Source organism: Mesorhizobium sp. WSM4904, assembly GCF_029674545.1.
In the GTDB taxonomy this organism is placed as follows: domain Bacteria; phylum Pseudomonadota; class Alphaproteobacteria; order Rhizobiales; family Rhizobiaceae; genus Mesorhizobium.
The window spans coordinates 3,562,890-3,584,463 of record NZ_CP121354.1 but is presented as its reverse complement, the minus strand read 5'-3'; the positions used below and the strand labels follow the sequence as shown (position 1 = coordinate 3,584,463).

At 65.0% G+C, this 21,574-nt stretch carries 20 protein-coding genes, 1 tRNA gene and 1 pseudogene; 14 read left to right on the top strand and 8 right to left on the bottom strand.

Annotated elements, in window-relative coordinates; all coding sequences use genetic code 11:
* Positions 1–2: 2 nt before the first annotated feature.
* Genes QAZ47_RS17070 through QAZ47_RS17060 form a run of 3 tightly spaced genes read left to right on the top strand, consistent with a single transcriptional unit; the run spans position 3 to position 2,151 of the window.
* A complete protein-coding gene (locus tag QAZ47_RS17070; RefSeq protein ID WP_278230134.1) occupies positions 3–635 on the top strand; it encodes a precorrin-8X methylmutase in 633 nt (210 codons plus the stop codon).
* Positions 632–1,390 (top strand): precorrin-2 C(20)-methyltransferase, encoded by a 759-nt coding sequence (locus QAZ47_RS17065; protein ID WP_278201899.1) that lies wholly within the window; start codon positions 632–634, stop codon positions 1,388–1,390. Before QAZ47_RS17070 ends, QAZ47_RS17065 begins: the two co-directional genes overlap by 4 nt.
* On the top strand, positions 1,387–2,151 hold the full coding sequence (locus QAZ47_RS17060; protein ID WP_278230133.1) for a precorrin-3B C(17)-methyltransferase: 765 nt from the start codon (positions 1,387–1,389) through the stop codon (positions 2,149–2,151). The genes QAZ47_RS17065 and QAZ47_RS17060 overlap by 4 nt, the downstream gene beginning before the upstream one ends.
* Here the strand turns inward: QAZ47_RS17060 and QAZ47_RS17055 are convergent.
* Complete coding sequence (locus tag QAZ47_RS17055) at positions 2,115–2,882, bottom strand: cobalt-precorrin-6A reductase (protein WP_278230132.1); 768 nt, start codon at positions 2,880–2,882, stop codon at positions 2,115–2,117. The genes QAZ47_RS17060 and QAZ47_RS17055 overlap by 37 nt on opposite strands.
* A 1-nt stretch (position 2,883) precedes the next feature.
* On the opposite strand from QAZ47_RS17055, the gene cbiE reads away from it, so the two are divergent.
* Genes cbiE through cobT form a run of 7 tightly spaced genes read left to right on the top strand, consistent with a single transcriptional unit; the run spans position 2,884 to position 9,196 of the window.
* Positions 2,884–4,125, top strand: coding sequence for a precorrin-6y C5,15-methyltransferase (decarboxylating) subunit CbiE (gene cbiE, locus QAZ47_RS17050; RefSeq protein ID WP_278230131.1), 1,242 nt, complete (start codon positions 2,884–2,886; stop codon positions 4,123–4,125).
* A complete protein-coding gene (locus QAZ47_RS17045; protein ID WP_278230130.1) occupies positions 4,122–4,508 on the top strand; it encodes a cobalamin biosynthesis protein in 387 nt (128 codons plus the stop codon). Before cbiE ends, QAZ47_RS17045 begins: the two co-directional genes overlap by 4 nt.
* Positions 4,505–5,269, top strand: a complete 765-nt coding sequence (gene cobM, locus QAZ47_RS17040; RefSeq protein ID WP_278230129.1) for a precorrin-4 C(11)-methyltransferase — start codon at positions 4,505–4,507, stop codon at positions 5,267–5,269. Before QAZ47_RS17045 ends, cobM begins: the two co-directional genes overlap by 4 nt.
* The gene (cobA, locus tag QAZ47_RS17035; protein ID WP_278230128.1) at positions 5,266–6,081 is read left to right on the top strand and encodes a uroporphyrinogen-III C-methyltransferase; all 816 of its coding nucleotides are present in this window, start codon (positions 5,266–5,268) and stop codon (positions 6,079–6,081) included. Before cobM ends, cobA begins: the two co-directional genes overlap by 4 nt.
* On the top strand, positions 6,078–7,394 hold the full coding sequence (locus tag QAZ47_RS17030; RefSeq protein ID WP_278230127.1) for a cobyrinate a,c-diamide synthase: 1,317 nt from the start codon (positions 6,078–6,080) through the stop codon (positions 7,392–7,394). Before cobA ends, QAZ47_RS17030 begins: the two co-directional genes overlap by 4 nt.
* On the top strand, positions 7,391–8,161 hold the full coding sequence (locus QAZ47_RS17025; protein ID WP_278230126.1) for an adenosylcobinamide-GDP ribazoletransferase: 771 nt from the start codon (positions 7,391–7,393) through the stop codon (positions 8,159–8,161). Before QAZ47_RS17030 ends, QAZ47_RS17025 begins: the two co-directional genes overlap by 4 nt.
* Before the next feature lie 24 nt (positions 8,162–8,185).
* Complete coding sequence (gene cobT, locus QAZ47_RS17020) at positions 8,186–9,196, top strand: nicotinate-nucleotide--dimethylbenzimidazole phosphoribosyltransferase (RefSeq protein ID WP_278230125.1); 1,011 nt, start codon at positions 8,186–8,188, stop codon at positions 9,194–9,196.
* Positions 9,197–9,507: 311 nt separating this feature from the next.
* Here cobT and QAZ47_RS17015 read toward each other — a convergent pair whose 3' ends face one another.
* From QAZ47_RS17015 to QAZ47_RS16995, 5 genes are all read right to left on the bottom strand, one after another.
* Positions 9,508–10,758, bottom strand: a complete 1,251-nt coding sequence (locus QAZ47_RS17015) for a diguanylate cyclase (protein WP_278230124.1) — start codon at positions 10,756–10,758, stop codon at positions 9,508–9,510.
* A gap of 33 nt (positions 10,759–10,791) precedes the next feature.
* Positions 10,792–12,792, bottom strand: coding sequence for a glycosyltransferase (locus QAZ47_RS17010; protein ID WP_278233817.1), 2,001 nt, complete (start codon positions 12,790–12,792; stop codon positions 10,792–10,794).
* The gene (locus tag QAZ47_RS17005) at positions 12,774–14,003 is read right to left on the bottom strand and encodes an HlyD family efflux transporter periplasmic adaptor subunit (protein ID WP_278201888.1); all 1,230 of its coding nucleotides are present in this window, start codon (positions 14,001–14,003) and stop codon (positions 12,774–12,776) included. The genes QAZ47_RS17010 and QAZ47_RS17005 overlap by 19 nt, the downstream gene beginning before the upstream one ends.
* 467 nt (positions 14,004–14,470) lie before the next feature.
* A tRNA-Lys gene (locus QAZ47_RS17000) sits at positions 14,471–14,546 on the bottom strand.
* Between the two features lie 106 nt (positions 14,547–14,652).
* Entirely contained in the window at positions 14,653–15,555 is a 903-nt protein-coding gene (locus tag QAZ47_RS16995) for a PhzF family phenazine biosynthesis protein (RefSeq protein WP_278230123.1), read from the bottom strand.
* Positions 15,556–15,689: 134 nt separating this feature from the next.
* Between QAZ47_RS16995 and QAZ47_RS16990 the strand changes: the two are divergent.
* From QAZ47_RS16990 to QAZ47_RS16980, 3 genes and pseudogenes are all read left to right on the top strand, one after another.
* Positions 15,690–16,975, top strand: a pseudogene (locus tag QAZ47_RS16990) (efflux RND transporter periplasmic adaptor subunit).
* Between the two features lie 3 nt (positions 16,976–16,978).
* A complete protein-coding gene (locus QAZ47_RS16985; protein WP_278230121.1) occupies positions 16,979–17,683 on the top strand; it encodes an ABC transporter ATP-binding protein in 705 nt (234 codons plus the stop codon).
* The gene (locus QAZ47_RS16980; protein ID WP_278230120.1) at positions 17,680–18,897 is read left to right on the top strand and encodes an ABC transporter permease; all 1,218 of its coding nucleotides are present in this window, start codon (positions 17,680–17,682) and stop codon (positions 18,895–18,897) included. The genes QAZ47_RS16985 and QAZ47_RS16980 overlap by 4 nt, the downstream gene beginning before the upstream one ends.
* A gap of 33 nt (positions 18,898–18,930) precedes the next feature.
* On the opposite strand, the gene QAZ47_RS16975 is transcribed toward QAZ47_RS16980, so the two are convergent.
* On the bottom strand, positions 18,931–19,650 hold the full coding sequence (locus tag QAZ47_RS16975) for a hypothetical protein (protein WP_278201883.1): 720 nt from the start codon (positions 19,648–19,650) through the stop codon (positions 18,931–18,933).
* A gap of 4 nt (positions 19,651–19,654) precedes the next feature.
* Positions 19,655–20,767: an endonuclease/exonuclease/phosphatase family protein gene (locus tag QAZ47_RS16970; RefSeq protein ID WP_278230119.1), complete on the bottom strand. Its 1,113-nt coding sequence runs from the start codon at positions 20,765–20,767 to the stop codon at positions 19,655–19,657.
* A gap of 165 nt (positions 20,768–20,932) precedes the next feature.
* Between QAZ47_RS16970 and QAZ47_RS16965 the strand changes: the two genes are divergently transcribed.
* Positions 20,933–21,505: a BA14K family protein gene (locus tag QAZ47_RS16965; RefSeq protein ID WP_278230118.1), complete on the top strand. Its 573-nt coding sequence runs from the start codon at positions 20,933–20,935 to the stop codon at positions 21,503–21,505.
* Positions 21,506–21,574 lie beyond the last annotated feature (69 nt).

The following is a 21,574-nucleotide window of genomic DNA, read 5'->3' as shown; positions in this document are numbered from 1 at the left end:
AAATGGCCGCCTACGACTATATTCATGACGGGATGGCGATCTACGAGCGCTCTTTTGCCATCATCCGCGCCGAGGCCGACCTGTCGCGCTTCTCCGAGACCGAAGCGGATGTCGCGATCCGCATGATCCACGCCTGCGGCCAGGTCGAAGCCGCCAGCCATTTCGTCTTCTCCGGCGATTTCGTTGCCGCCGCCCGGACCGCGCTCGCCGCCGGCGCGCCGATCTTCTGCGATGCCGAAATGGTCGCGCACGGCGTCACCCGTGCCCGCCTGCCTGCCGGCAATGAGGTGATCTGCACGCTGCGCGACCCGCGCACCGCCGAGATCGCCAAGGCAATCGGCAACACCCGCTCGGCCGCGGCCATCGATCTTTGGGGCGAGCGTATGGCCGGATCGGTCGTCGCCATCGGCAATGCGCCGACCGCGCTCTTCTATCTGCTGGAAAAGCTGCGCGATGGCGCGCCTAAGCCCGCCGCGATCATCGGCATGCCGGTCGGCTTCGTCGGAGCCGCCGAATCGAAGGATGCGCTGGCCGAGAATTCCTACGGCGTGCCCTACGCCATCGTGCGTGGCAGGCTCGGCGGCAGCGCCATGACCGCTGCGGCGCTCAACGCATTGGCGAGGCCGGGCCTGTGAACGCGATTGTAAAAGGCCGGCTTGTCGGCGTCGGCACCGGCCCCGGCGATCCGGAACTTTTGACGCTGAAGGCCGCGCGGGCATTGGCCGAGGCCGACGTCGTCGCCTATTTCGCCAAACGCGGCAACAACAGCAATGCGCGGACCATCGTCGAGACGCGCTTCCGTCCGGACATGATCGAGCTGCCGCTGCTTTATCCGGTGACGACCGAGATCGACAAGGATCACGACGACTACCGCTCGCAGATCGCCGATTTCTACGAGCAGTCGGCCGAACAGGTCGCCGGGCATCTCGGCGCTGGCAGGATGGTTGCGGTGCTGTCGGAGGGCGATCCGCTCTTCTACGGCTCCTACATGCACCTGCATGTCCGGTTGGCGCATCGCTTCCCGACCGAGGTCATCCCCGGCATCACCGCCATGTCCGGCTGCTGGTCGGCCACCGGCCTGCCGATCGTCCAGGGCGACGACGTGCTGACCGTGCTTCCCGGCACGATGAGCGAGTTCGAGCTGACCCGCCGGCTGGCCGACACCGATGCCGCCGTGATCATGAAGGTCGGCCGCAACCTGCCGAAGATCCGCCGCGCGCTGGAAGCGACGGGCAAGCTGGCAAAAGCCGTCTATGTCGAGCGCGGCACGATGCTGGGCAGCGTCTCCATGCGGCTTGCCGAAAAGCCGGACGACAAGGCGCCCTATTTCGCCATCGTTCTGGTCGCCGGCTGGTCCGCCCGCCCCGGGGCCTGCGGAGCAAAGCCATGAGCGGCCGTATCACCGTTATCGGCCTCGGTCCCGGCAATGCCGACCAGGTCACGCCTGAGGCAAGCCGCGCCGTGGCCGAGGCTTCCTTCTTCTATGGCTACAAGCCTTATCTCGACCGGCTCGAGCTGCGAGAGGACCAGACCCGCGTCGCCTCCGATAACCGCGAGGAGCTCGCTCGCTCCAACGAGGCGCTGGCCAAGGCCGCCGAAGGCCACAATGTCGCCGTCGTTTCCGGCGGCGATCCCGGGGTGTTCGCCATGGCGGCAGCCGTCTGCGAGGCGATCGAAGCCGGGCCGCAAGAATGGCGCGCGATCGATCTTGCGGTGGTGCCCGGCATCACGGCGATGCTCGCGGTAGCCGCTCGCATCGGCGCGCCGCTCGGCCACGATTTCTGCGCCATATCGCTCTCGGACAATCTAAAGCCGTGGGACCTGATCGAGCTTCGCCTGCTGGCGGCTGCCGGCGCGGGCTTCGTCATCGCCCTCTACAATCCGATCAGCAAGGCGCGGCCCTGGCAACTCGGCCGAGCCTTCGAATGCCTGAAGGCCATCCTGCCAGGGACCACGCCGGTGATCTTCGGCCGCGCCGCTGGCCGGCCGGACGAGCGGATCGAGGTGTTTCTGCTGGCGGATGCCGATACGGCGAAGGCCGACATGGCCACCTGCATCATCATCGGCTCGCCCGAAACCCGCATCATCAAGCGCGGCGAACAGCCCGCGCTGGTCTACACGCCGCGGTCGGCAACAGGGTCGAAAAAATGATCGACCATCTCGGCCAGTTGATTGACGGTTTCAGCCGAGGCAACGTCCGGCAAGGGCGGTCGGCGGACCATGATCACCTCGATGCCGAGCGCCCGCGCCGCGGCGATCTTGCCGTAGGTCGCGTCACCACCGCTGTTCTTCGACACGACGGCATCGATGCCGTACCGCTCGAACAGCGTCCGTTCGTTGGCTTCCACAAACGGCCCGCGCGCCAGCAGATACAGCGCATCGGGAACAGCCAGCCTCGGCTCGACCGGGTCGACGCTGCGGATCAGATAGCGGTGCTGCTGCGCGGTCTCGAAAGCGCCGGCTTCCTGCCGGCCGATCGCCAGGAAGACACGGCGCGGGACCGTGCCAAGCGCGCTGGCCGCTTCGGTGACGCTGTCGACGAGCGTCCAGCGATCGCCCGCGACCGGCTCCCAGCCTGGGCGACGCAGGGCGAGAATCGGCAAACCGGTTTGCCTGGCCGCTTCAGCGGCATTGGCCGAAATGCGCGCAGCGTAAGGATGCGTCGCGTCGATCAGCAGATCGATGTGTTCTTCACGGAGATAGCCTGCCAGCCCTTCCGCGCCGCCAAAGCCGCCGGTACGAACGGGCACGCCCTGCGGCACGGGACTTTCGGTACGGCCGGCAAGCGACAGCGTGATCGAGAAATCCTCCCGGCGAGCCAGCTTGCCCGCCAGCTGCCGGGCCTCCGTGGTTCCGCCGAGGATCAGAATGCGGTGGGTCATCATGCCTGCTAAAGGTCCGCGCATTGCCAAGCCGGTCTCGAGATGGCTGACCGTGGTCGGCATCGGCGAGGACGGTGTAGCGGGTCTCGGCGACGAGGCCAAGCAGCGGATTGCCGAGGCCGCGGTCGTCTTTGGCGGCAAGCGGCATCTCGGGCTCGTCTCAGGTTTGGCCAAGGGCGAGGTGCGCGCGTGGCCGTCACCCTTCGACGCCGCAATGCGCGACGTGCTGGCGCTCGCGGGCAAAAACGTCTGCGTGCTCGCCTCGGGCGATCCTTTCTTCCACGGCGTCGGCGTCACGCTGGCGCGCAAGGTCAAGCCGGATGAGATGATGGTCCTGCCGGCGCCGTCGTCGCTGTCGCTGGCGGCATCCCGTCTCGGCTGGGCGCTGCAGGATGTCGAGACCATCTCGCTGCACGGCCATTCGATTGACCTGATCCGACCCCTGCTCCACGCTGGCGCGCGTATTCTTGCGCTCACATCCGACGGCGACGCACCGGCCGCCATTGCCGGACTGCTGGAAGAACTCGGCTTCGGGCCGTCGCGATTGACGGTCCTCGAAGTGCTCGGCGGTCCGGATGAAGCACATCGAACCGCTTGCGCCGACGCCTTCGATCTCGAAAACATCAATCCGCTCAACGTGCTGGCGCTCGAAATTGAATCGACGCCGGACGCGCGCATCCTGCCCTTGACCGTCGGCCTTGCCGACCATCTGTTCGAGCATGACGGCCAGATCACCAAGCGCGAGATCCGCGCCATCACGCTGTCGGCGCTGGCGCCGCGGCGCGGCGAGCTGTTGTGGGATATCGGCGCCGGCTCGGGGTCGATCGGCATCGAGTGGATGCTGGCCCATCCCTCGATGCGCGCCATTGCTGTCGAGGCCGACAGCGAGCGCGCCGCACGCATCCACCGTAACGCGGCGCATTGCGGCGTGCCCGGCCTTGTCGTGATCGAAGGCAAGGCCCCCAAGGCCTTGGCCAAACTGGAGACGCCCGACGCCATCTTCATCGGCGGCGGAGGCAGCGATGCCGGCGTGCTGGAGAAGGCGATCAAGGCGCTGCGCGCCGGCGGCCGGCTCGTTGCCAACGCGGTCACGCTGGAGATGGAGGCACTGCTTCTCGGTGAGCACAACAAGCGCGGCGGCGATCTCACCCGCATCGCGCTTTCGCGCGCCTCGCCCGTCGGGTCCATGCAGGCCTGGCGTCCGGCAATGCCCGTCATGCAGTGGAGCTGGGTGAAGCCATGATGATCGCTGGCATCGGCAGCCGGAAAGGCGTGACGGCGCGCGACGTGCGCGCCGCGATCGAAACCGCGCTCGAAGCACATGGGCTGTCGATGACCGCGCTTTCGGCGCTGGCGACCGGCGAAATCAAACGCGAGGAGGAGGCGATCTTCCGCGCAGGTCGTGATCTCTCGCTTCCGGTGATCGTCGTCGCTGACGATGCGTTGCAGGCCGTGTCCGTAGGCACGATCAGCCGATCCGAAGTGTCGCAGGCGCATGCCGGCACGCCTTCGGTTTCGGAAGCCTCGGCCCTGGTCGCGGCGGGTAAGGGTGCAAAACTGCTCGGGCCGCGCACCGTGCTCGGCCCGGTGACCTGCGCCATCGCGCATGGCGGAGGTGCTGAATGACCGTCCACTTCATCGGCGCCGGCCCTGGTGCGGCCGACCTCATCACCTTGCGCGGCAGCCGGCTGCTGGCCAGTTGCCCGGTCTGCCTCTATGCCGGCTCGATCGTCGCGCCGGAACTGCTCGAGCATTGCGCGCCCGGCACCAGGCTGATCGACACCGCGCCGATGTCGCTCGACGAGATCGAGGCCGAGTATGTCGCTGCCCACAGAGCCGGCCAGGATGTCGCGCGCCTGCATTCCGGCGATCTTTCGGTGTGGAGCGCGGTGGCCGAGCAGATCAGGCGGCTGGAAAAGCACGGCATCCCCTACACGCTGACGCCCGGTGTCCCCTCCTTCGCCGCCGCCGCCGCGGCGCTGCGCCGCGAGCTCACCATCCCCGAACTCGCCCAAAGCCTGGTGCTGACCCGCGTCTCCGGCCGTGCCTCGAAAATGCCGCCCGGCGAGACGCTTGCCGGCTTCGGCCGCACCGGCGCCACGCTCGCCATCCATCTCGCCATCCACGCCATCGATCGTATCGTGGCGGAACTCACGCCGCTCTATGGCGCCGAATGTCCCGTCGCGGTCGTCTTCCGCGCCTCCTGGCCGGACGAGCGGATCCTGACCGGCACGCTGGGCACCATTGAAGCGCAATTGGCAGAAAACCCGATGGAGCGCACGGCGATCATCTTCGTCGGCAGTGCCTTGGCCGCGCAGGATTTCGGCGAGAGCTCACTTTACGACGCCCATTACCAGCGGCGTTTTCGCGGACGGGACGGATTGTGAACGACATCGCCAGCAGAAACAGGCAGACCTCGGTGGAGCAGGCGCTGGCGCGGCTGAACTTCAAGCCGCGTGCGCTCGAGGCTGGCCATATCTGGCTGGCCGGCGCCGGTCCGGGCGATCCCGGCTGCCTGACGCTCGAGGTGCTGGCCGCACTCGGGCAATGCGACGCGCTGGTCTATGACGCGCTGGTTTCGCCCGACGTTGTGGCCGTCGCCGAAGGCGCCGAGCTCTTCTATGCGGGCAAACGCGGCGGCAAACCCTCGATGAAGCAGGACGACATCAACGCCCTGCTAGTGCGGCTGGCACGCGAGGGGCGCCGTGTCGTGCGCCTCAAAGGCGGCGATCCTTATATTTTCGGCCGCGGCGGAGAAGAGGCGCTGGCACTCGCCCGCGAAGGGATCCCGTTCCGGGTGCTGTCCGGCCTGACTTCCGGTCTGAGCGCCTTGGCTGCCACCGGCATCCCCGCCACCATGCGCGGCATCAATAAGGCCGTCATTCTCGCCACCGGCCATGCGGCGGGCACGGATGATGATATCGACTGGGCCGCGATCGCGCGCACCGGCCAGGCGATCGTCGTCTATATGGGCATGGCCAACCTGCCGATTATTGCCGACGCCCTGCTCGAGGGTGGCCTCGCGCCTTCGACCCCGGCGGCCGTGATCGTAGCGGCGACCACGCCACAGGAGCGCATCGTCGTCGCCACGCTCGCTACGATTGCCGACGAGGCCGCCGTCGCAGGGCTCGCCTCGCCGGCGCTGATCGTCGTCGGCGAGATCGTCGCCATGCGCGCGGCCCTGGCAGGTGGATTGTGACCGCCCGCGCGATCATCATCGGCGCGCCGCGCTCCGGCTCGGGCAAGACCAGCGTCACCATCGGCCTGCTGCGCGCGCTCGCTCGCCGCGGCCTTAAGGTGCGCGGCGCGAAGTCCGGACCGGACTATATCGACCCCGGCTTCCACACCGCCGCGACCGGCCTGTCAGGCATCAATCTCGACAGCTGGGCGATGTCCCCTTCCCTGCTCAACGCTCTGGCCGCACAGGCAGCGGACGACGCCGAATACGTCATCCTCGAAAGCGCGATGGGCCTGTTCGACGGCATTCCCGCGCCTGAAGGCCGCTCGGGCTCGGCCGCCGATCTCGCCCGGCTCTACGGCCTGCCCGTGCTTCTGGTGCTCGACGTTTCGGGGCAGTCGACCACGGCGGCCGCCGTCGCCAAGGGTTTTGCCACCTACGATCCGGACGTTCGCATGGCCGGCGTCGTGCTCAACCGCTTGGGCAGCGAGCGCCATCGGCGCTTGTCGGGCGACGCGATCGAGGCGATCGGCCTGCCGGTGGTCGGCGCCATCATGCGCGATACCACGCTCAACCTGCCGGAACGGCATCTCGGCCTCGTCCAGGCCGGCGAGTACGAAAACCTGATGACGCATCTCGACCGACTGGCCGACATGGTCGAGAAATCGCTCGACATCGACGCAATCCTGAAGCTGGCGACACCGCTGGAACCGGCGTCCGGCAATTTCGGCGATGCGTTGCAGCCGCCCGGACAGCGCATCGCGCTGGCCGAGGACGCCGCCTTCACTTTCCTCTACCCGCATGTCATCACGCACTGGCGCAAGGCCGGCGCCGAGATCGTCCCGTTCTCGCCGCTTGCCGATGAGGCGCCGGCCGAAGACTGCGATGTCTGCTGGCTGCCCGGCGGCTATCCGGAGCTGCATGCCGACGAGCTGGCGCAAGCTGCAGACTTCCGAGCCGGAATGGCGCGCTTTGCGGCGACTAAGCCCGTGCATGGCGAGTGCGGCGGCTTCATGGTGCTGGGTGAATCGCTGGAAGACGCGGATGGCGTGAGCCATGAAATGCTTGGCCTGCTCGGCCATTCGACCAGCTTTGCCAGGCGCAAGATGAATCTCGGCTACCGCGAGGCGCGGCTGCGCGCCGCCTGCCCGCTCGGCGCCGAGGGCACGCTGATCCGCGGCCATGAGTTCCACTACGCGCAAATGACCGCCACCGGCAACGACGAGCCGCTCGCCGACCTCGCCGACGGTCAGGGCAATCCGCTTGGCGCGTCGGGCTACCGGCGCGGCCATGTCAGCGGCACCTTCTTCCACGCCATTGCGAGGGGTGCATGAGCGGCCCTTCCGCGCCTCGGCAATTGCTTGACGATATCGGCCTGAGCCTCGTCTTCTTCACCAGGTTGAGGCTTCCGTCGAGCGATTTCGGCGGCCGCAGCCTCGCCGATGCCATCTGGGCCGCACCCTTTGCCGGCCTCGCCGCAGCGATCATCGGCGCGCTCGTCCACGCCATTGCTGCGGGCCTGAGTCTTGCCGCCGGCCCGGCCGCGGCGCTCACACTCGCAGCGACGATGCTTGCTACAGGTTGCCTGCATGAGGACGGACTTTCCGATATTGCCGATGGCTTCGGCGGCGGCAGGACGCGCGAGAAGAAGCTGGAGATCATGCGCGACAGTCGTATTGGCGCCTATGGCGCCGCGGCGCTCGGCATCTCGCTGCTCATCCGCTGGAGCGCGCTTTCGGAACTGGCCGGACCGGGACATGTCTTCCTGGCGCTGCTGGCCGCGCATGCCGCCTCTCGCGGTCTGTTCGGCGCCTTCATGCATCTTCTGCCGCCCGCTCGCGCCGACGGCCTCTCAGCCGGTGCAGGCGCCGTCAGCGCCGAGACAGCCGTCGTCGGAGCAGCACTCGGCGCCGTAGCGCTGCTGGCGCTCGGCCTCGGCGGCGCCATTGTCGCGTTCATCCTGCTCGGTCTTTTGTTCGCCGCCTTCCGCTCGCTATGCCTCAGCCAGATCGGCGGCCAGACCGGCGACACGATCGGCGCGCTGCAGCAGCTCGCCGAAATCGCGGTCCTGCTCGTTGCCTCAGCTTCCCTATCCCCCTGACCCTCAATCGGAGACATTGCCCCCATGTCGTTCAAATCGCTCGAAGACCTTCGCGCCGCCTGCCTCGATCTCCCCGCCGGCAGCGACGCCGCGGTGAATGCGGTCGCCCGCCGTCAGGACACGCTGACCAAGCCGCAGGGCAGCCTCGGCCGGCTGGAAACGATCGCCGCCTGGCTGGGCCGCTGGCAGGGCCGTGACATGCCGAAGCTCGACGCGGTGAAAGTCTTCGTCTTTGCCGGCAATCACGGCGTTACCGCGCAGGGCGTGTCGGCCTATCCTTCGGAAGTCACGGTACAGATGGTGGCGAATTTCGCTGGCGGCGGCGCGGCCATCAACCAGCTCGCTCGCATCGCCGGGGCCGGGCTCGACGTCATTCCGCTCGATCTCGAGCATCCAACCGGCGATTTCACGCAAGCGCCGGCCATGGACGAGCAGGCCTTCCTCGCCGCGGTCTCGGCCGGCTATGGCGCCGTGACCAGGGATCTCGACCTCGTCTGCTTCGGCGAGATGGGCATCGGCAACACCACGCCGGCGGCTGCGATCTCGGCCGCCCTTTTTGGCGGCGGCGCCGAGAAATGGACCGGACGCGGCACCGGCGTCGACGACGCTGGCCTCATTCGCAAGATCACCGCCATCGAGGCCGGCCTGAAGCACCATGCCGATTCGCTGTCCGATCCGCTGAAGGTCGCCGCAGCTCTGGGCGGGCGTGAGCTCGCCGCCATCCTCGGCGCCACGCTCGCCGCGCGCCGCAACAACGTGCCTGTGCTGCTCGACGGCTTCGTCTGCACCGCCGCCGTGGCGCCGCTGGCGAGGCTGCATCCGACCGGCCTCGCCCACACGATCGCCGCCCACGTCTCGGCCGAAGCCGGCCACCGCCGCCTGCTCGAAGCGCTCGGCCTGCCGCCGCTGCTCGATCTCGGCATGCGGCTCGGCGAAGGCTCCGGCGCCTGCCTCGCCGTCAACATCGTTCGCTCGGCGCTGGAGTGCCATGCGAAGATGGCGAGCTTTGCCGAGGCCGGCGTGTCGGAGAAGTAAATGCCGCGAGCGAAATTGCCGATGCATGCGGAGCATTAGGCCCCATCGCTGCTCCCTTGGCTCGCAAACGGCAACCGGCTTGCGGCACGGATCGCTCCTAACCTTCTGCTTACGATTTCGCCGTCAGGCACCAGCCGCGAGACAAAGCAGACTTGCGCGCCTGCGGGAATTCACCGTTTGGGGCCGCGACGGATCAATCCTGTCCCGGTCGCCTTTGGCTCATGGTGGAGGCCTATGAGTGGCTTACTCCTCAGCGAAGAAGTCTTCGTCGAGGAAATTGAAAGGCTAATGTCGCCGGCCACCCGACGACTTCACCGTGTCGATCGAATGTTCTTGCGCACGGTTGATTCAGGGCTGTGGAGCAGCACTCGGTTGCGACCGGTTTGCTTGGCTAGGTAAAGTGCCGCGTCCGCCTGACGCTGAAGTTGCTCCGGCGACCTTGCCTCGTCAGCCTGCGCCTGAACTGCAACTCCGATGCTGATGGTGACGTGGCGAGATACGCGGGATGCAGGATTGGGAAACGCGGCGGCTTCGACACTCTCGCGGATGCGCTCCGCCACTGCGACAGCCTCCTGCTCGTTTACCTCCGGAAGGAGCACCAGGAATTCTTCACCGCCGTAGCGGGCTACATGATCTCGATCATGCCTCACGTTGTCCCGGATAATGCCGGCGACTCTGACCAGACAGCGATCGCCCTCGGCATGGCCGAGGCGATCGTTCAGCCTCTTGAAGTCGTCGATGTCGCACATCAGCATGCCGACGGCGGCTGGGCCTTTTCTGCCGCTACTCCACAGATGGTCGAGCGTTTCCGTCATCCAGCGCCGGTTGGAGAGGCCGGTTAAGGGATCTGTCCTTGCCAGAAGCTTCAGCTGATCGTTTGCTTGCGCCAGTTCGGCAACTCTGCGCCGGTCGCGAAGCTCAAACAGGAAAGTCTTCTGAGCGAGAATTGTCATGGTGCGCCGCGCGGCGACCGTCGCAAAAATGCCGCTGGCGAAGAACAGCGTCGCGGCCACGGCGCTCCCGATTTCGAGCCTCGGGTTCTGTAGCTGAAAAACGAGATAGAGGCTAAGAGCCAAAGCGGCGATCGTGACCGTCCAGGCGAGTGGAATGCCGAAGATGATGATAGCTGTGATCGCGACGAACAGCATGATGTTCAGGTGCCGTTCGTAGAATTCGCCCCCGGCGCTCACGCCGACCAGAGCAACCGACAACAGGATGAGCAACATGCCCGCGATCAACGTTGCCCCTTGGAGCCAGGGGGCGCGAGGCTTTCGCCAGACGAGGACGACGGCCACAACGACGGGCGGGATGATGGCTCCCGGCAAGAGCATGGACAGCGCGATCGCCTTCGGAAGCATCAACATGTTGAGCGCGAGGGTCAACACATCCAGGAAGGCCACCCAGATCATCCAGGCGCGGATGATCTTCGCCGTTTGCGACCAGATACGCGCCCGAAACAGGCGTTGGATGTCGCCCTTCAGGCGGATGTCGCGCGTGCGGCGCGCCAGAAGTCGCTCAACTTCCGCGGTGATCGCTGGACTGTCCTGCGTATCGAGGTGCATTCGATCTGACACAATCGACGAACCTTATTTTGGCTATGCGCGTTGATAGTCCGGCCCGAACGTCCGAGAGAACAGGCCGGCGGCCACGGTCCGCCGTCGAAGCTCCTCGATATCCTGCGAGTAATCGCCGGTGTAGAGCTTGATGATCATCTGGTCGCGCGCCGCTCCAGTCAGATCGTAATGGAGGTGGCCATATTTGAACGGGCCGGTATCCCGGCGCCTCCCTTGTGTGCGCCTCGTGACAACCCTGAGTTCCGCTTCGAAGGGCTCGACGCCGTGCAGCGCTACTTCGGCGACCTTGCCGGTCTCGACGTCGGTCCCGATGGGGATTTCGACCACGGCTTTGCTGAGCGTCAGGCTGACAGCCCGCCCGGCGATGCCGCCGAACCGCGCCGGCTCGTCCGCACGGAGGCTCTCGGAGGCGGGATTCGTCTTCTCGAAACAGATCAGCACTGCAATCATGAGCACCACAATGTTCACCAGCGCCCAATAGATTGCGACTGGCGAGAATTCCCCCGGAGGAATGCGCGCCCATTCCGGAATGACGTTGATCACAAGTCCGAGCGCAGTGGCCGCGATCAATATTGCCAGGCAGGCAAAGGTGTAGCCGTCGAATTTGTTGTCGACATTCGAGCTTCCCTTGGGTGTCACCCGAAACGGCCGTCCAAATGGCCGGATCAGGCTCGAAATCACAGTCGGCAGCATCCGGAAGGTGGAGAAGGCGCCGACAGCGCTCGAAACCACCGGCAGATAGCGCGTTGGCGTGATCCAGTGCATCAGCAGGAAATAGGCGACGAGAACAGGCAGTTGGTGGCTCACCAGATCGGCTGCTTCCGTGAAGAAGAGCGGAGGATACCCCGTCCAGAAATACATGGCAGGGACGATGAGGATCGCCAGGCGCACGAAATACTGCACGAGCCAGCTCACAGGCAGGAACATGATGCGCTGGAACAGGCTGAGACCCGGACCGCGAAGGGGTCCGTTGTGCACGAAAAGAGTCTGGATCCCGCCTTGGCACCAGCGTTGCCGCTGCACGAAATAGCCCTTCAGGTTTTCCGCGGCGAGCCCGATGGAGAGCCGCTCGTTGAGATAGCGCGTCTTGTACCCCTTGTTCAGCATCGTCAGGGTGGTCAGCAGATCCTCGGTGATCGACTCCGTCGGAAAGCCGCCGATCGCCTCCAGTGCCGCGCGACGCGCGATCGAGCACGAACCACAACAGAAGCTTATGTCCCAAGCATCCCTGCTGGCCGCCATCTCGTCGAAAAAAAGGCGCTGTTCGTCAGGCCACGACCGCTCCAGTCCGAGATTGATCTGGACGGGATCCCTGTTGAAGAAATGCTGCGGCGTCTGCACGATGCCGATGCTGGGATCGGTGAAGAAAGGCAGTGTGCGGCGAAGAAAGTTCCGGTGTGCCACGAAATCCGCGTCGAACACTGCAACGAACTCGCCGTCGCTCACCGTAAGGCCGTTGTTCATGTTGCCGGCCTTGGCGTGGGCATTATCCCGTCGGGTAACGTGGACTGCGCCCTTTTCTTCGCAGAACCGCCGAAGCCAATCCCGGCGCTGGTCGTCTAGGACGTATACCTTCAGCTTTTCCCCGGGATAATGGAGGCCGAGCGCGCCAATGATGGTTCGCTCGAGCACATCCAACGGTTCGTTGTAGGTCGGGATGAAAACGTCGACTGTCGGAAGCTCTTGCCGAGGCCGGCGGAAGAAACCGCTTGCGAGCGCGTCCGCTTGGGCGCTGCGGTCGACATACCGGCTCATGATGATGAGGAAGAGCGTTATGTCGAAGAATGCGAGCAGTTCGATGCCATAGAGAAACCACACCCAGTAGAAATCGAGGCCATCATTGGGATAGGGCAGCACGGTATCGGTGAGACGCCACCAGAGATACCGGACAGCGACCGCGAAAACGACTGCACAGGTGACGGTGCGCGTCCAGGTCTGGTACCGCGACCAGCCTTGGACGAGGATGACGAAGAAAGCCGCGACCAGGAAGGTCGGGGCCAGCGCTACCAGATACTGAACCATAGCCTTGTCAGCCACTGGGCCATCGTGAAGCTGCGCGTGTGGAAGCGGACCTGGACCGACCGCCCAACATGGCAGAAATTGCTGTAGTCGGTGTTGAGAGACGAGTTTGCGAGCGCCACCCTGATCCGGGCGTTGCGCCCTCTGCCGCTTGGAGGCATCGCCGCGAGTGTCGGCTCCTCTACCACCGCGGAATTGCCACGAACCGAAATGACCTCACCGTCAATGACATTATCCGTCCCGAGGATGCGGACCTCCGCGGCGCGGCGCGGATAGATCTGGTCGAAATCGACCTCGGGAACCAGAATATCCACGAAGAGGTCGCGGCAATCGAGCACGCGCAGCAGTTCGTTTCCGGCGACGACATTGGCTCCCGCAACGACGTTGTTACGCCAGATTACGCCGTTGAAGGGCATTGTCATGACCGCGTGTTCGAGGCTGTCGACCCGTCGCGCCTCCTCTGCCAGTTGCTTTGAAAGCTCTGCCAGACGGGTGCGGCTTTCTGCGGCACGCGCATCGAGATCGGCGATCTGGATCGCCAACTCGTCCTGCCGCTGGTGCGAGTAAGGAACGTCGTTTTGCCCGTCCTCGAGAAAAACGCCTTGCCGCATCGCTTCCAGTTGCCGCTCCAGCCGTTTCAGGGTCAGGTTTTCGACTTCGACCTCTGCCGAGGCCGCGATCTCTGTCGCTTGCGCCTCGTCGACACTGGCTTGCGAAACGACACCCCTCACGATCAGCGTGGAGTTGCGCTTGAGTTCCGCCGCACTCGCCGATCGCCGGGCAGCCAGCATCGTGATGCGTTGACGCGAAATCGCAATCTGCTGTTCGATGCTGTTGATCATTGCCTTGCTATAGGCATCGAAGCGTCGGCCCAATCTGGCACGCAGCGCTACCAGCTCGCTGCGCTGATTTTCGAGCGCCTGCACCCTGTTCCGCGTGGTCTCCAGTTCCGCGGCCAGGGATGTCTCGACGGCGCGATTCACTCGCTCGTTCCGGATCGTCAGCAATACTGCATTTTCCGGCAGGTGCGTGCCGGTTTTCGGCGGCGTCTGCAGCACGGTGCCCTCGATCGGGGCCGAGATCTCGGCGAAACGCGCATTGATGGTGCCGTCGAGGCTGGTATATCCCGTGAGTCCAGGCAAGAGAGCAAGAACTGCGGCAACCAGCAGCAGGACTCCTACTGCAACTCGAACAAAGCGTTTGTTCCAGAACATGGGCGCCCGCAAAGCGATCTAACAGTCGTCATTGGTGACGACACCCCACGCCCGATCGCTACCTTAGCGCGCAACTGTTAACAATAACACACCGTAATTGCTTGTATGGGGCGGATTGCCGTCAAGCCTGTTTTTGTTTTTGTTCTTCATTCCCCATCTCCTAGCTAGCTCGAGCGGATGGCCGCCGTCTCCTCGTCCCGAGCCATGGTTTCCGCGCGCGCCGTCGTTGGCGCAGCGACGTGCGGAGGAGCTAACATCTACATGGCCATTTCATTCGGGTGGACCGAACGGGTTTTCGTTCAGACCGTCGATCCTAATGACGACTGTAAACCTCTCTTTCCGACTTCCATCAAGAATGTTGACCATTCCTTGTAGGTAACGGATTGCACGCGGTGACTACGGCGTGACAATGTGACAATCTAGTTGATTGCCATGTTTGCTCATGTCATTGATTTGACTGGAAAATTTGGTGGGTGTGCACAGGATCGAACTGTGGACCCGCTGATTAAGAGTCAGCTGCTCTACCAACTGAGCTACACACCCACACCGCCGGAAAACCCAGCGTCGGCGGCGCATATAGCCGCCGCTTTCGGTGATGTCCAGCCCCGCCGGGATCATTTCCCGACAAATCGCCTAAGTGCCGCACCCGTCAGACAAAAAGGTTGCCTTCGGCCACCTTGATAGCGTGACCGCCGATGCGCGCGGACGCCAGTTTTCCGCCGTCGACATTGAGCTCGAGCCGGATGCGCGAGGGCCGGCCCATCTCCAGCCCCTGCTCGATCCATAGCTGCGTGATTCCGTCCGTCGGACCATCGAAATGCATGATCGCGCCGGCAAAGGCGGCCGCCGCCGAGCCGGTCGCCGGGTCTTCGTAGGAGGGCGTCCCGGGCACGATCATGCGGACATGGAAGGCGCTGTCATGATGCACTGTCTCGCGGCAATAGACATAGGGGCTGGCAAAAGCCCATTCGCTCTTGCGCGGCGCGAGCTCCGACCAGGCCTGGTTGTCCAGCCTGATTTTTGCCGCCGCATCGAGGCCGGAGACCGGAATGGCGACATAGGGCACGCCGGCCGACCAGAAGGAGACGCGGTGATTCTCGAAGCCGATCTCGTGCGGCGCAAGGCCGAGCGCTGCGCCGATCATTTCCGGGTCGGCGGCGAGTTCGAGGCGATCCGGCAGTTTCGCCAGATCGAATTCGGCGTAAATGGCGCCGTCATGCTTGCTGACCGCGCAGCGCACAGGGCCGATATTCTCCTCCAAAACGAAGACCCCAGCCGCCTCGCCCGCCAATTCCGCAAGCGCGATCGCCGACCCGACCGTCGGATGGCCGGCGAACGGCATCTCATAATCGGGCGTGAAGATGCGAATCCGATTGCGGTGCTTGGGATTGTCGGGCGGCAGCACGAAAACCGTCTCGGACAGGTTGAATTCGCGCGCGATCGCCTGCATGGCGGTGCTGTCCAGCCCCTCGCTGTCGAGCACCACGGCGAGCGGATTCCCCGCCAGCCGCTCGGTCGTGAACACATCGTAAAGCAGGTAGCTGCGTGCCATCGAGAAAACCTTCCGCCTCGTCCCGAATTTTCCGCCTCAATCCCAACATGAGGGAAATTTAATTTGAAATTCGAACCTTAAGGCATGATTTGTGCACCAATAGGGACAGCAATTTTTCGCTATAGGGGTCTGGGGTGGACCAGGTTGTCAATCCGCCAAACGCAGAATCCGACACTTCCATCGAAGCCGCTCTCGGGCTCGACCGCAAAGGGATGAGCCGCAAGCGCCGGCGCGGCTGGCTCTATGCGCTGCTGGCGCTGGCGGTCGTGGGGCCGCGATCGGCGTCTACCGGTGGAACGCCGCCGCGCCGCCCCGAATCGAATACACGACCGCTCCGGCGACGGTCGCCGACCTGACCGTGCAGGTGTCGGCGACCGGCACGCTGCAGCCGCTGACGCAGGTCGACATCTCCAGCGAGCTTTCCGGCATCGTCCGCTCCGTCGCCGTCAACGAGAACCAGCAGGTGAGGAAGGGCGACGTCCTGGCGAAGCTCGACACCGCCAAGCTCGAGGTCCAGATTGAGCGCGCCACCGCCTCGGCCAAGGCGGCAGCAGCTAGCGTCGAGAACGCCAAGGTCACGTTGCAGGAAAACGAGAACGCGGTGGTCCGCGCAAGCGCGCTCACCAAGCGCGGCATGGCGACGGACCAGTCGCTCGAGGCCGCGACCGCGACGCGCGATCGCTCCAAGGCCGCGCTCGACAGCGCCGAGGCCAATCTCGCTATTGCCGAGGCGGATCTCAAGGCGCAGCAGACTGATCTTGCCAAGAGCACCATCTACGCGCCGATCGATGGCATCGTGCTCACGCGCTCGGTCGATCCCGGACAGACGGTCGCCTCTTCGCTGCAGGCGCCGGTGCTGTTCGTCATCGCCGCCGATCTGCGGAATATGGAGCTGCAGGCGGCGGTGGACGAGGCCGATATCGGCCAGGTCAAACCCGGCCAGCATGCCCGCTTCACCGTCGATGCATTCCCGGACCGCCCCTTCAACGCCGAGATCCGCGACATCTCCTACGCCTCGGTCACCACCGATGGCGTCGTCACCTACAACGCGCGGCTCGAAGTCGACAACGGCGAGCTTCTGCTGAGGCCCGGCATGACGGCAACCGTCGCGGTGGTGACAAGGCAGGCCAAGGGCGTGCTCACCGTGCCGGTCACGGCCTTCCGTTACCGCCCGGCGCAACCGGCGGCCCGCGGCTGGAGCCTGAGCGACCTGTTCACCGGCCGCATGGGCCGTCCCAACCGGCAGCGCGAGGTGGCGAAGGCGCCGACCGACGGCTCGCGCACGCTCTATGTGCTGGAAAAAGGCCGGCCGCATGCCGTCAACGTCAGGATCGGCTCGACCGACGGCGAACTGACCGAGATCACGTCCGGCCTCGAGGAAGGCGCCGAGGTCATCACCGGCTCGCAGCAGCGGAGCTGATCCGTGCCCGCCCCCCTGCTCATCACTTTCGACAAGGTCTGGAAGAGTTATGGCTCGGGCGAGGCACGCGTGCATGCGCTTGCCGGCGTCGATCTTGCGATCCGCAGAGGTGAATTCGTCGCCATCATGGGTCCGTCCGGCTCAGGCAAGTCGACCGCCATGAACATCGTCGGCTGTCTCGACACGCCGACGGCCGGAACCTACCGCTTCATGGGCATCGATGCCGGTCGCCTAGACCGCAACCGTCGCGCCCTGCTGCGCAACCTTTATGTCGGCTTCGTCTTCCAGGGCCACAATCTGCTGCCCCGCACCACGGCGGCGGAAAATGTCGAGCTGCCGCTGATCTATCGTGGCGTTTCCGCCCGCGAGCGCCGTGATCGCGCCATGCAGGCGCTTGCCCAGGTCGGGCTGGTCGGGCGCGAGCACCACACGCCAGCCGAGCTTTCGGGCGGTCAGCAGCAGCGCGTTGCGATCGCGCGCGCCATCGTCACCAAACCGACGCTGCTCGTCGCCGACGAGCCGACGGGAAATCTGGACACGGCGCGCACGCACGAGATCATGGAATTGCTGACCAGGCTGAACGCCGAGCTCGGCCTCACCATCGTCATGGTCACACACGAGGCCGACGTCGCGGACTATGCCGAGCGCACCGTGCGCTTCCTCGACGGCCACGTCGCCTCGGACACAACGAAAGCCGAGGCCGCATGATCTGGGAGACCGTCCGCCTTTCGCTGATTTCGATCCGCCGGAACGTGCTGCGCTCGTTCCTGACCTTGCTCGGCATCGTCATCGGCGTTGCCGCCGTCATCGCCATGCTCACCATCGGCTCCGGCACCACCGAGAAGGTCAAGGCCGATATCTCGAAGCTCGGCAGCAATCTTCTCGTCGTCCGCGCAGGCCGTCCCGCCGGGCCCGGCGGTCCGGGCGGGCTCGACCAGGTCACCCCACCGCTGGCCGCCAAGGATGTTGAAGCGCTGGTCGCCCACCTCAGCGGCGCCCGCGCCATCGCGCCGGCTTCGCAGAAGCAGGTGCGCGTCATCTTCGGCACCGAGAGCCTGACGTCGGGCGTCACCGGCACCGACAGCGCCTATCTCGACGCGCGCGACTGGAAGCTGGTTTCCGGCCGCCCCTTCAGCGATTCCGAGGCGCGCGCCGGCGCCGGTGTTTGCCTTATCGGCGAGACGGTGCGCCAGCAATTCTTCGGCGCCGGCGATCCGGAAGGCGAGACGATCCGCGTCAACCGCACCTCCTGCAGGATCATCGGCCTGCTGGAGCCCAAGGGCTACACCGGCTTCGGCCAGGACCAGGACAATGTCGTGCTCATGCCTTTAGCCGCCTACCAGCGGCGCATCGCCGGCAATCGCGACATCGACAATATCTATATCGCCGCCGACGACAGGACGCCGACCACCGAACTGCAGCCGCGCGTCGAGGACATCTTGCGCGACACGCGTCGCATCACGCCGGACCGCGATCCCGATTTCTCGATCCGCGACATGACCCAGATCGCCGACGCCATGGCCAGCGCCACCACCACCATGACCGGCATGCTGGGCGCCGTCGCCGGCGTCAGCCTCCTGGTCGGCGGCATCGGCATCATGAACATCATGCTGGTCTCGGTCACCGAACGCACGCGCGAGATCGGCATCAGGCTGGCGATCGGCGCGCATGAGAAGCACATCTTGATCCAGTTCCTGGTCGAGGCGACGGTGCTGTCGCTGCTCGGCGGCATCATCGGCATCCTGATCGGACTGGCGCTTGCCGGCCTAGCCTCGGCGACGCTGACGATACCCTTTTCGCCGAGCCCGGCCGTCATCCTGCTTGCCGTCGGCTTCTCGGCGCTGATCGGCATGGTGTTCGGCTTTTTCCCGGCGCTGCGCGGCGCCAGGCTCGACCCGATCGATGCGCTGAGGCATGAATAGACCGCCGTTTGGGCTCGGCAGGCCGCGATCGCGTCAGTCCTGCTCTCCGGAAAAATGCCACTCGATGAGCGGCTTCATATGGCCCATCAGCCCATCGGGAAGGTCCACGGCATTGCGAATGACCACCGGACCATCGATCTCCGGCTCGCTCTCGGCGGCAACGTAGGCGCTGATGCGGCGCGCCACTTCTTCGGCCGGCTCGGCGACATGGTAACGGCGGAAGATCACCGTGCCGCTCGGCGTGGATAGCGCATGATAGCGCCGTCCGCGTCGAGCCGCCGACAGGTCGATGCCGGTCTCCTCGCCCACCTCGCGGATCATGTTGAAGTCGACATCGACGATACCGTCGCGGAAATCGATCGGCTCGAAGGAGCCAGCGGCGAAGTAGACGCGGCCGGCGTTCACCGTGTGCGAGCCCATGCGGATCGCCACCAGCGCGTTGTCGCCGGCCACCAGCACGGCATGCGCATAGGCATGCTCGGCGCCGCTCAGCTCGCGGTTCTTGCGCCAAAGCATGAAGGTCGAATACCTCACCGCATGGCAGCGGCCGACAAGCCGGTTGTCGCGATAGGCGAGCGTCGAAAGCAGCACCACCGTGCCGTCGTAGAGCGCCGGCTTTGCGTCCATCTCGCGTCGCCAGTTTTCGGCGATCGCCACCTGGTTGTCGCACTCAAAAGGATGAGGATTTGGGTCGAGCCGTACGTCGACCTCGTCGACGGGCAGGATGACGTTGCGCGGCAGGTCGAAACTCACGGGCTCAGGCCATGTCCAGATTGATCACCACCGGGCAATGGTCCGAAGCCTTCGGCCTGTCCCACCCGGCGCGCGGGAAACGCTCGACTTCCTGGCCTGACGGAAAGATGGTGCGCCAGGGCTGGCCGTTGCGGATGATCTCCGGCACCGCGGTGGCGTTCTTCGCCGCCAGCGCCTTCGACAGCAGGATATAATCCAACTGGCACAGGTGCCGTTCCTCCGGCCCCCGCGTGTGATAAAAGCTCCAGCGATCCATCTCCGGCCGCCGCTCGACGACGTTCTCGCAGAAGCCGCCGGCGATGAGCACATTGATCGAGGACCGGGCTTCGTCGACCACCTCGAAACGGTAGCCATCGAAACTGTCGCCTTCGATCTTCACGCGCTGCCGGTAGTCGTTCATGTCGCCGCAGATCGCCCAGCGCTTGTCGGCCGCATGGTCCCGGCCGAAACGCTCCTCGATGATGCGGCGCACGGCCTGCGCCTCGGCCATGCGCAGCGGCATCGTCGCCTCGCGGCCGTCGAGCCCGTTGCGCGGCGAGCCCATCGATTTGAAGTGCACCAGATAGAGCGTCAGCGGCACGCCGCCGACCGTCACGTCGATTTCCAGGCAGTCGCGCCGGAAGATGCGCTCGTTGGCCAGGAACCCAAGCGCCGCTAGCTCGGGCGTGAACAGGCCGAATTGCTCGAACGTGACATAGGCATGGCTGGTCATGCGCACGAACTCGATCGGCTGCCCCTGCGCGGTCTCGCTGCGCATCATCACGGCGACATCGATGCCGCGGGCATCATTGCCGGCGGTGGTGTATTTCTGGCGATAGCCCTGCCCGATCATCTTGAAGAGATAGCCATATTCGAAGGCCTTCAGCGCCTCGATATTGTCGACCTCCTGCATGCAGATGATGTCGGCGCGGGTTGCGGCTATGGCGAGCGCGGTAAGCTGGCGGGTGTCGTCTGACTGGGCGATGGTGCGCGCCTGTTCGAGCAGCCTGTATTCAGCCTCGTTCTGGATATCGAACAGCGCCAGCGTCCGGTCCTCGTTGAGCTGGTTGCGGTAGCCCGAGAAATCGAACCTGTTCATCAGGTTCTCGACGTTGAAGGTGGCGAGGCGCAGCGACATGGCCGAGACCTTTGCCCGCAAGCGGGGCTGAAAACAAGAGCAACGCGATACCCGTCATGGTTGACGGAACCTTTCCGTTCATCCTCCGTTCAGACGAAAAGTCCCATCAATAGGCTTCTTCCCGGGGTGTTCTGGGCGTGGGGCCTTTACTCCTTGGAGAGTGAAATGAAACCGCTCTTGTCTTCTCTCGGCTCCGGGCTGATGGCCCTGAGCCTCATGGCGGGCCTGACCGCGCCGTCGATCGCCGGCCCGATCCTGCAGCCCGATCTCTCGACGGCTGCCGGCACGGCGGCGCCTACGGTCATACCTGTCCGCGACAGCTGGGCCGGCGGCAACAACTACTCGCCGCAGATGTATGACTGGCGCTGGCGGCGCGGCGGCGACTTCAGATGGCGTGGCGGTGATTTCCGCGGCCGTCATTTCTCCCGCAACTGGGACGGTGGTGGATGGGATGGCGGCGACTGGCGTTGGCGGCATCACCATCATCGGCATTTCAGCAGCGGCGATGCGGCGCTTTTGGGACTCGGCCTCGGCTTGGGTTTAGGCGCCCTCGCCTACGACAACTATTATGATCCCTATCCGCGCTATTACCAACCGCGGCGCATCTACCGGACGGAGCGGCTCTCGAGAGCACATGTCCAATGGTGCTACGACCGCTACCGGTCCTATCGTGCCTGGGACAACACGTTCCAGCCTAATTACGGCCCGCGTCGGCAGTGCATTTCGCCCTATATCTGATCCTGTCTACGGCAAGAATGAAACGGCGCCCCATCGCGGCGCCGTTTCTGTTTCGGCAAAAAAAGAAAT

Excerpts from the sequence above, each read along its gene's own strand:
- QAZ47_RS17060 (WP_278230133.1), top strand. The coding sequence starts at position 1,387 with ATGAGCGGCCGTATCACCGTTATCGGCCTCGGTCCCGGCAATGCCGAC.
- QAZ47_RS16970 (WP_278230119.1), bottom strand. The coding sequence starts at position 20,767 with ATGTCGCTGCGCCTCGCCACCTTCAACGTCGAGAACCTGATGAACAGG.
- QAZ47_RS17070 (WP_278230134.1), top strand. The coding sequence starts at position 3 with ATGGCCGCCTACGACTATATTCATGACGGGATGGCGATCTACGAGCGC.
- QAZ47_RS17015 (WP_278230124.1), bottom strand. The coding sequence starts at position 10,758 with ATGCACCTCGATACGCAGGACAGTCCAGCGATCACCGCGGAAGTTGAG.
- cobT (WP_278230125.1), top strand. The coding sequence starts at position 8,186 with ATGTCGTTCAAATCGCTCGAAGACCTTCGCGCCGCCTGCCTCGATCTC.
- cbiE (WP_278230131.1), top strand. The coding sequence starts at position 2,884 with ATGCCTGCTAAAGGTCCGCGCATTGCCAAGCCGGTCTCGAGATGGCTG.
- QAZ47_RS17055 (WP_278230132.1), bottom strand. The coding sequence starts at position 2,882 with ATGACCCACCGCATTCTGATCCTCGGCGGAACCACGGAGGCCCGGCAG.
- QAZ47_RS17045 (WP_278230130.1), top strand. The coding sequence starts at position 4,122 with ATGATGATCGCTGGCATCGGCAGCCGGAAAGGCGTGACGGCGCGCGAC.
- QAZ47_RS17005 (WP_278201888.1), bottom strand. The coding sequence starts at position 14,003 with ATGTTCTGGAACAAACGCTTTGTTCGAGTTGCAGTAGGAGTCCTGCTG.
- QAZ47_RS16995 (WP_278230123.1), bottom strand. The coding sequence starts at position 15,555 with ATGGCACGCAGCTACCTGCTTTACGATGTGTTCACGACCGAGCGGCTG.
- cobM (WP_278230129.1), top strand. The coding sequence starts at position 4,505 with ATGACCGTCCACTTCATCGGCGCCGGCCCTGGTGCGGCCGACCTCATC.
- QAZ47_RS17010 (WP_278233817.1), bottom strand. The coding sequence starts at position 12,792 with ATGGTTCAGTATCTGGTAGCGCTGGCCCCGACCTTCCTGGTCGCGGCT.
- QAZ47_RS16980 (WP_278230120.1), top strand. The coding sequence starts at position 17,680 with ATGATCTGGGAGACCGTCCGCCTTTCGCTGATTTCGATCCGCCGGAAC.
- QAZ47_RS17025 (WP_278230126.1), top strand. The coding sequence starts at position 7,391 with ATGAGCGGCCCTTCCGCGCCTCGGCAATTGCTTGACGATATCGGCCTG.
- QAZ47_RS16965 (WP_278230118.1), top strand. The coding sequence starts at position 20,933 with ATGAAACCGCTCTTGTCTTCTCTCGGCTCCGGGCTGATGGCCCTGAGC.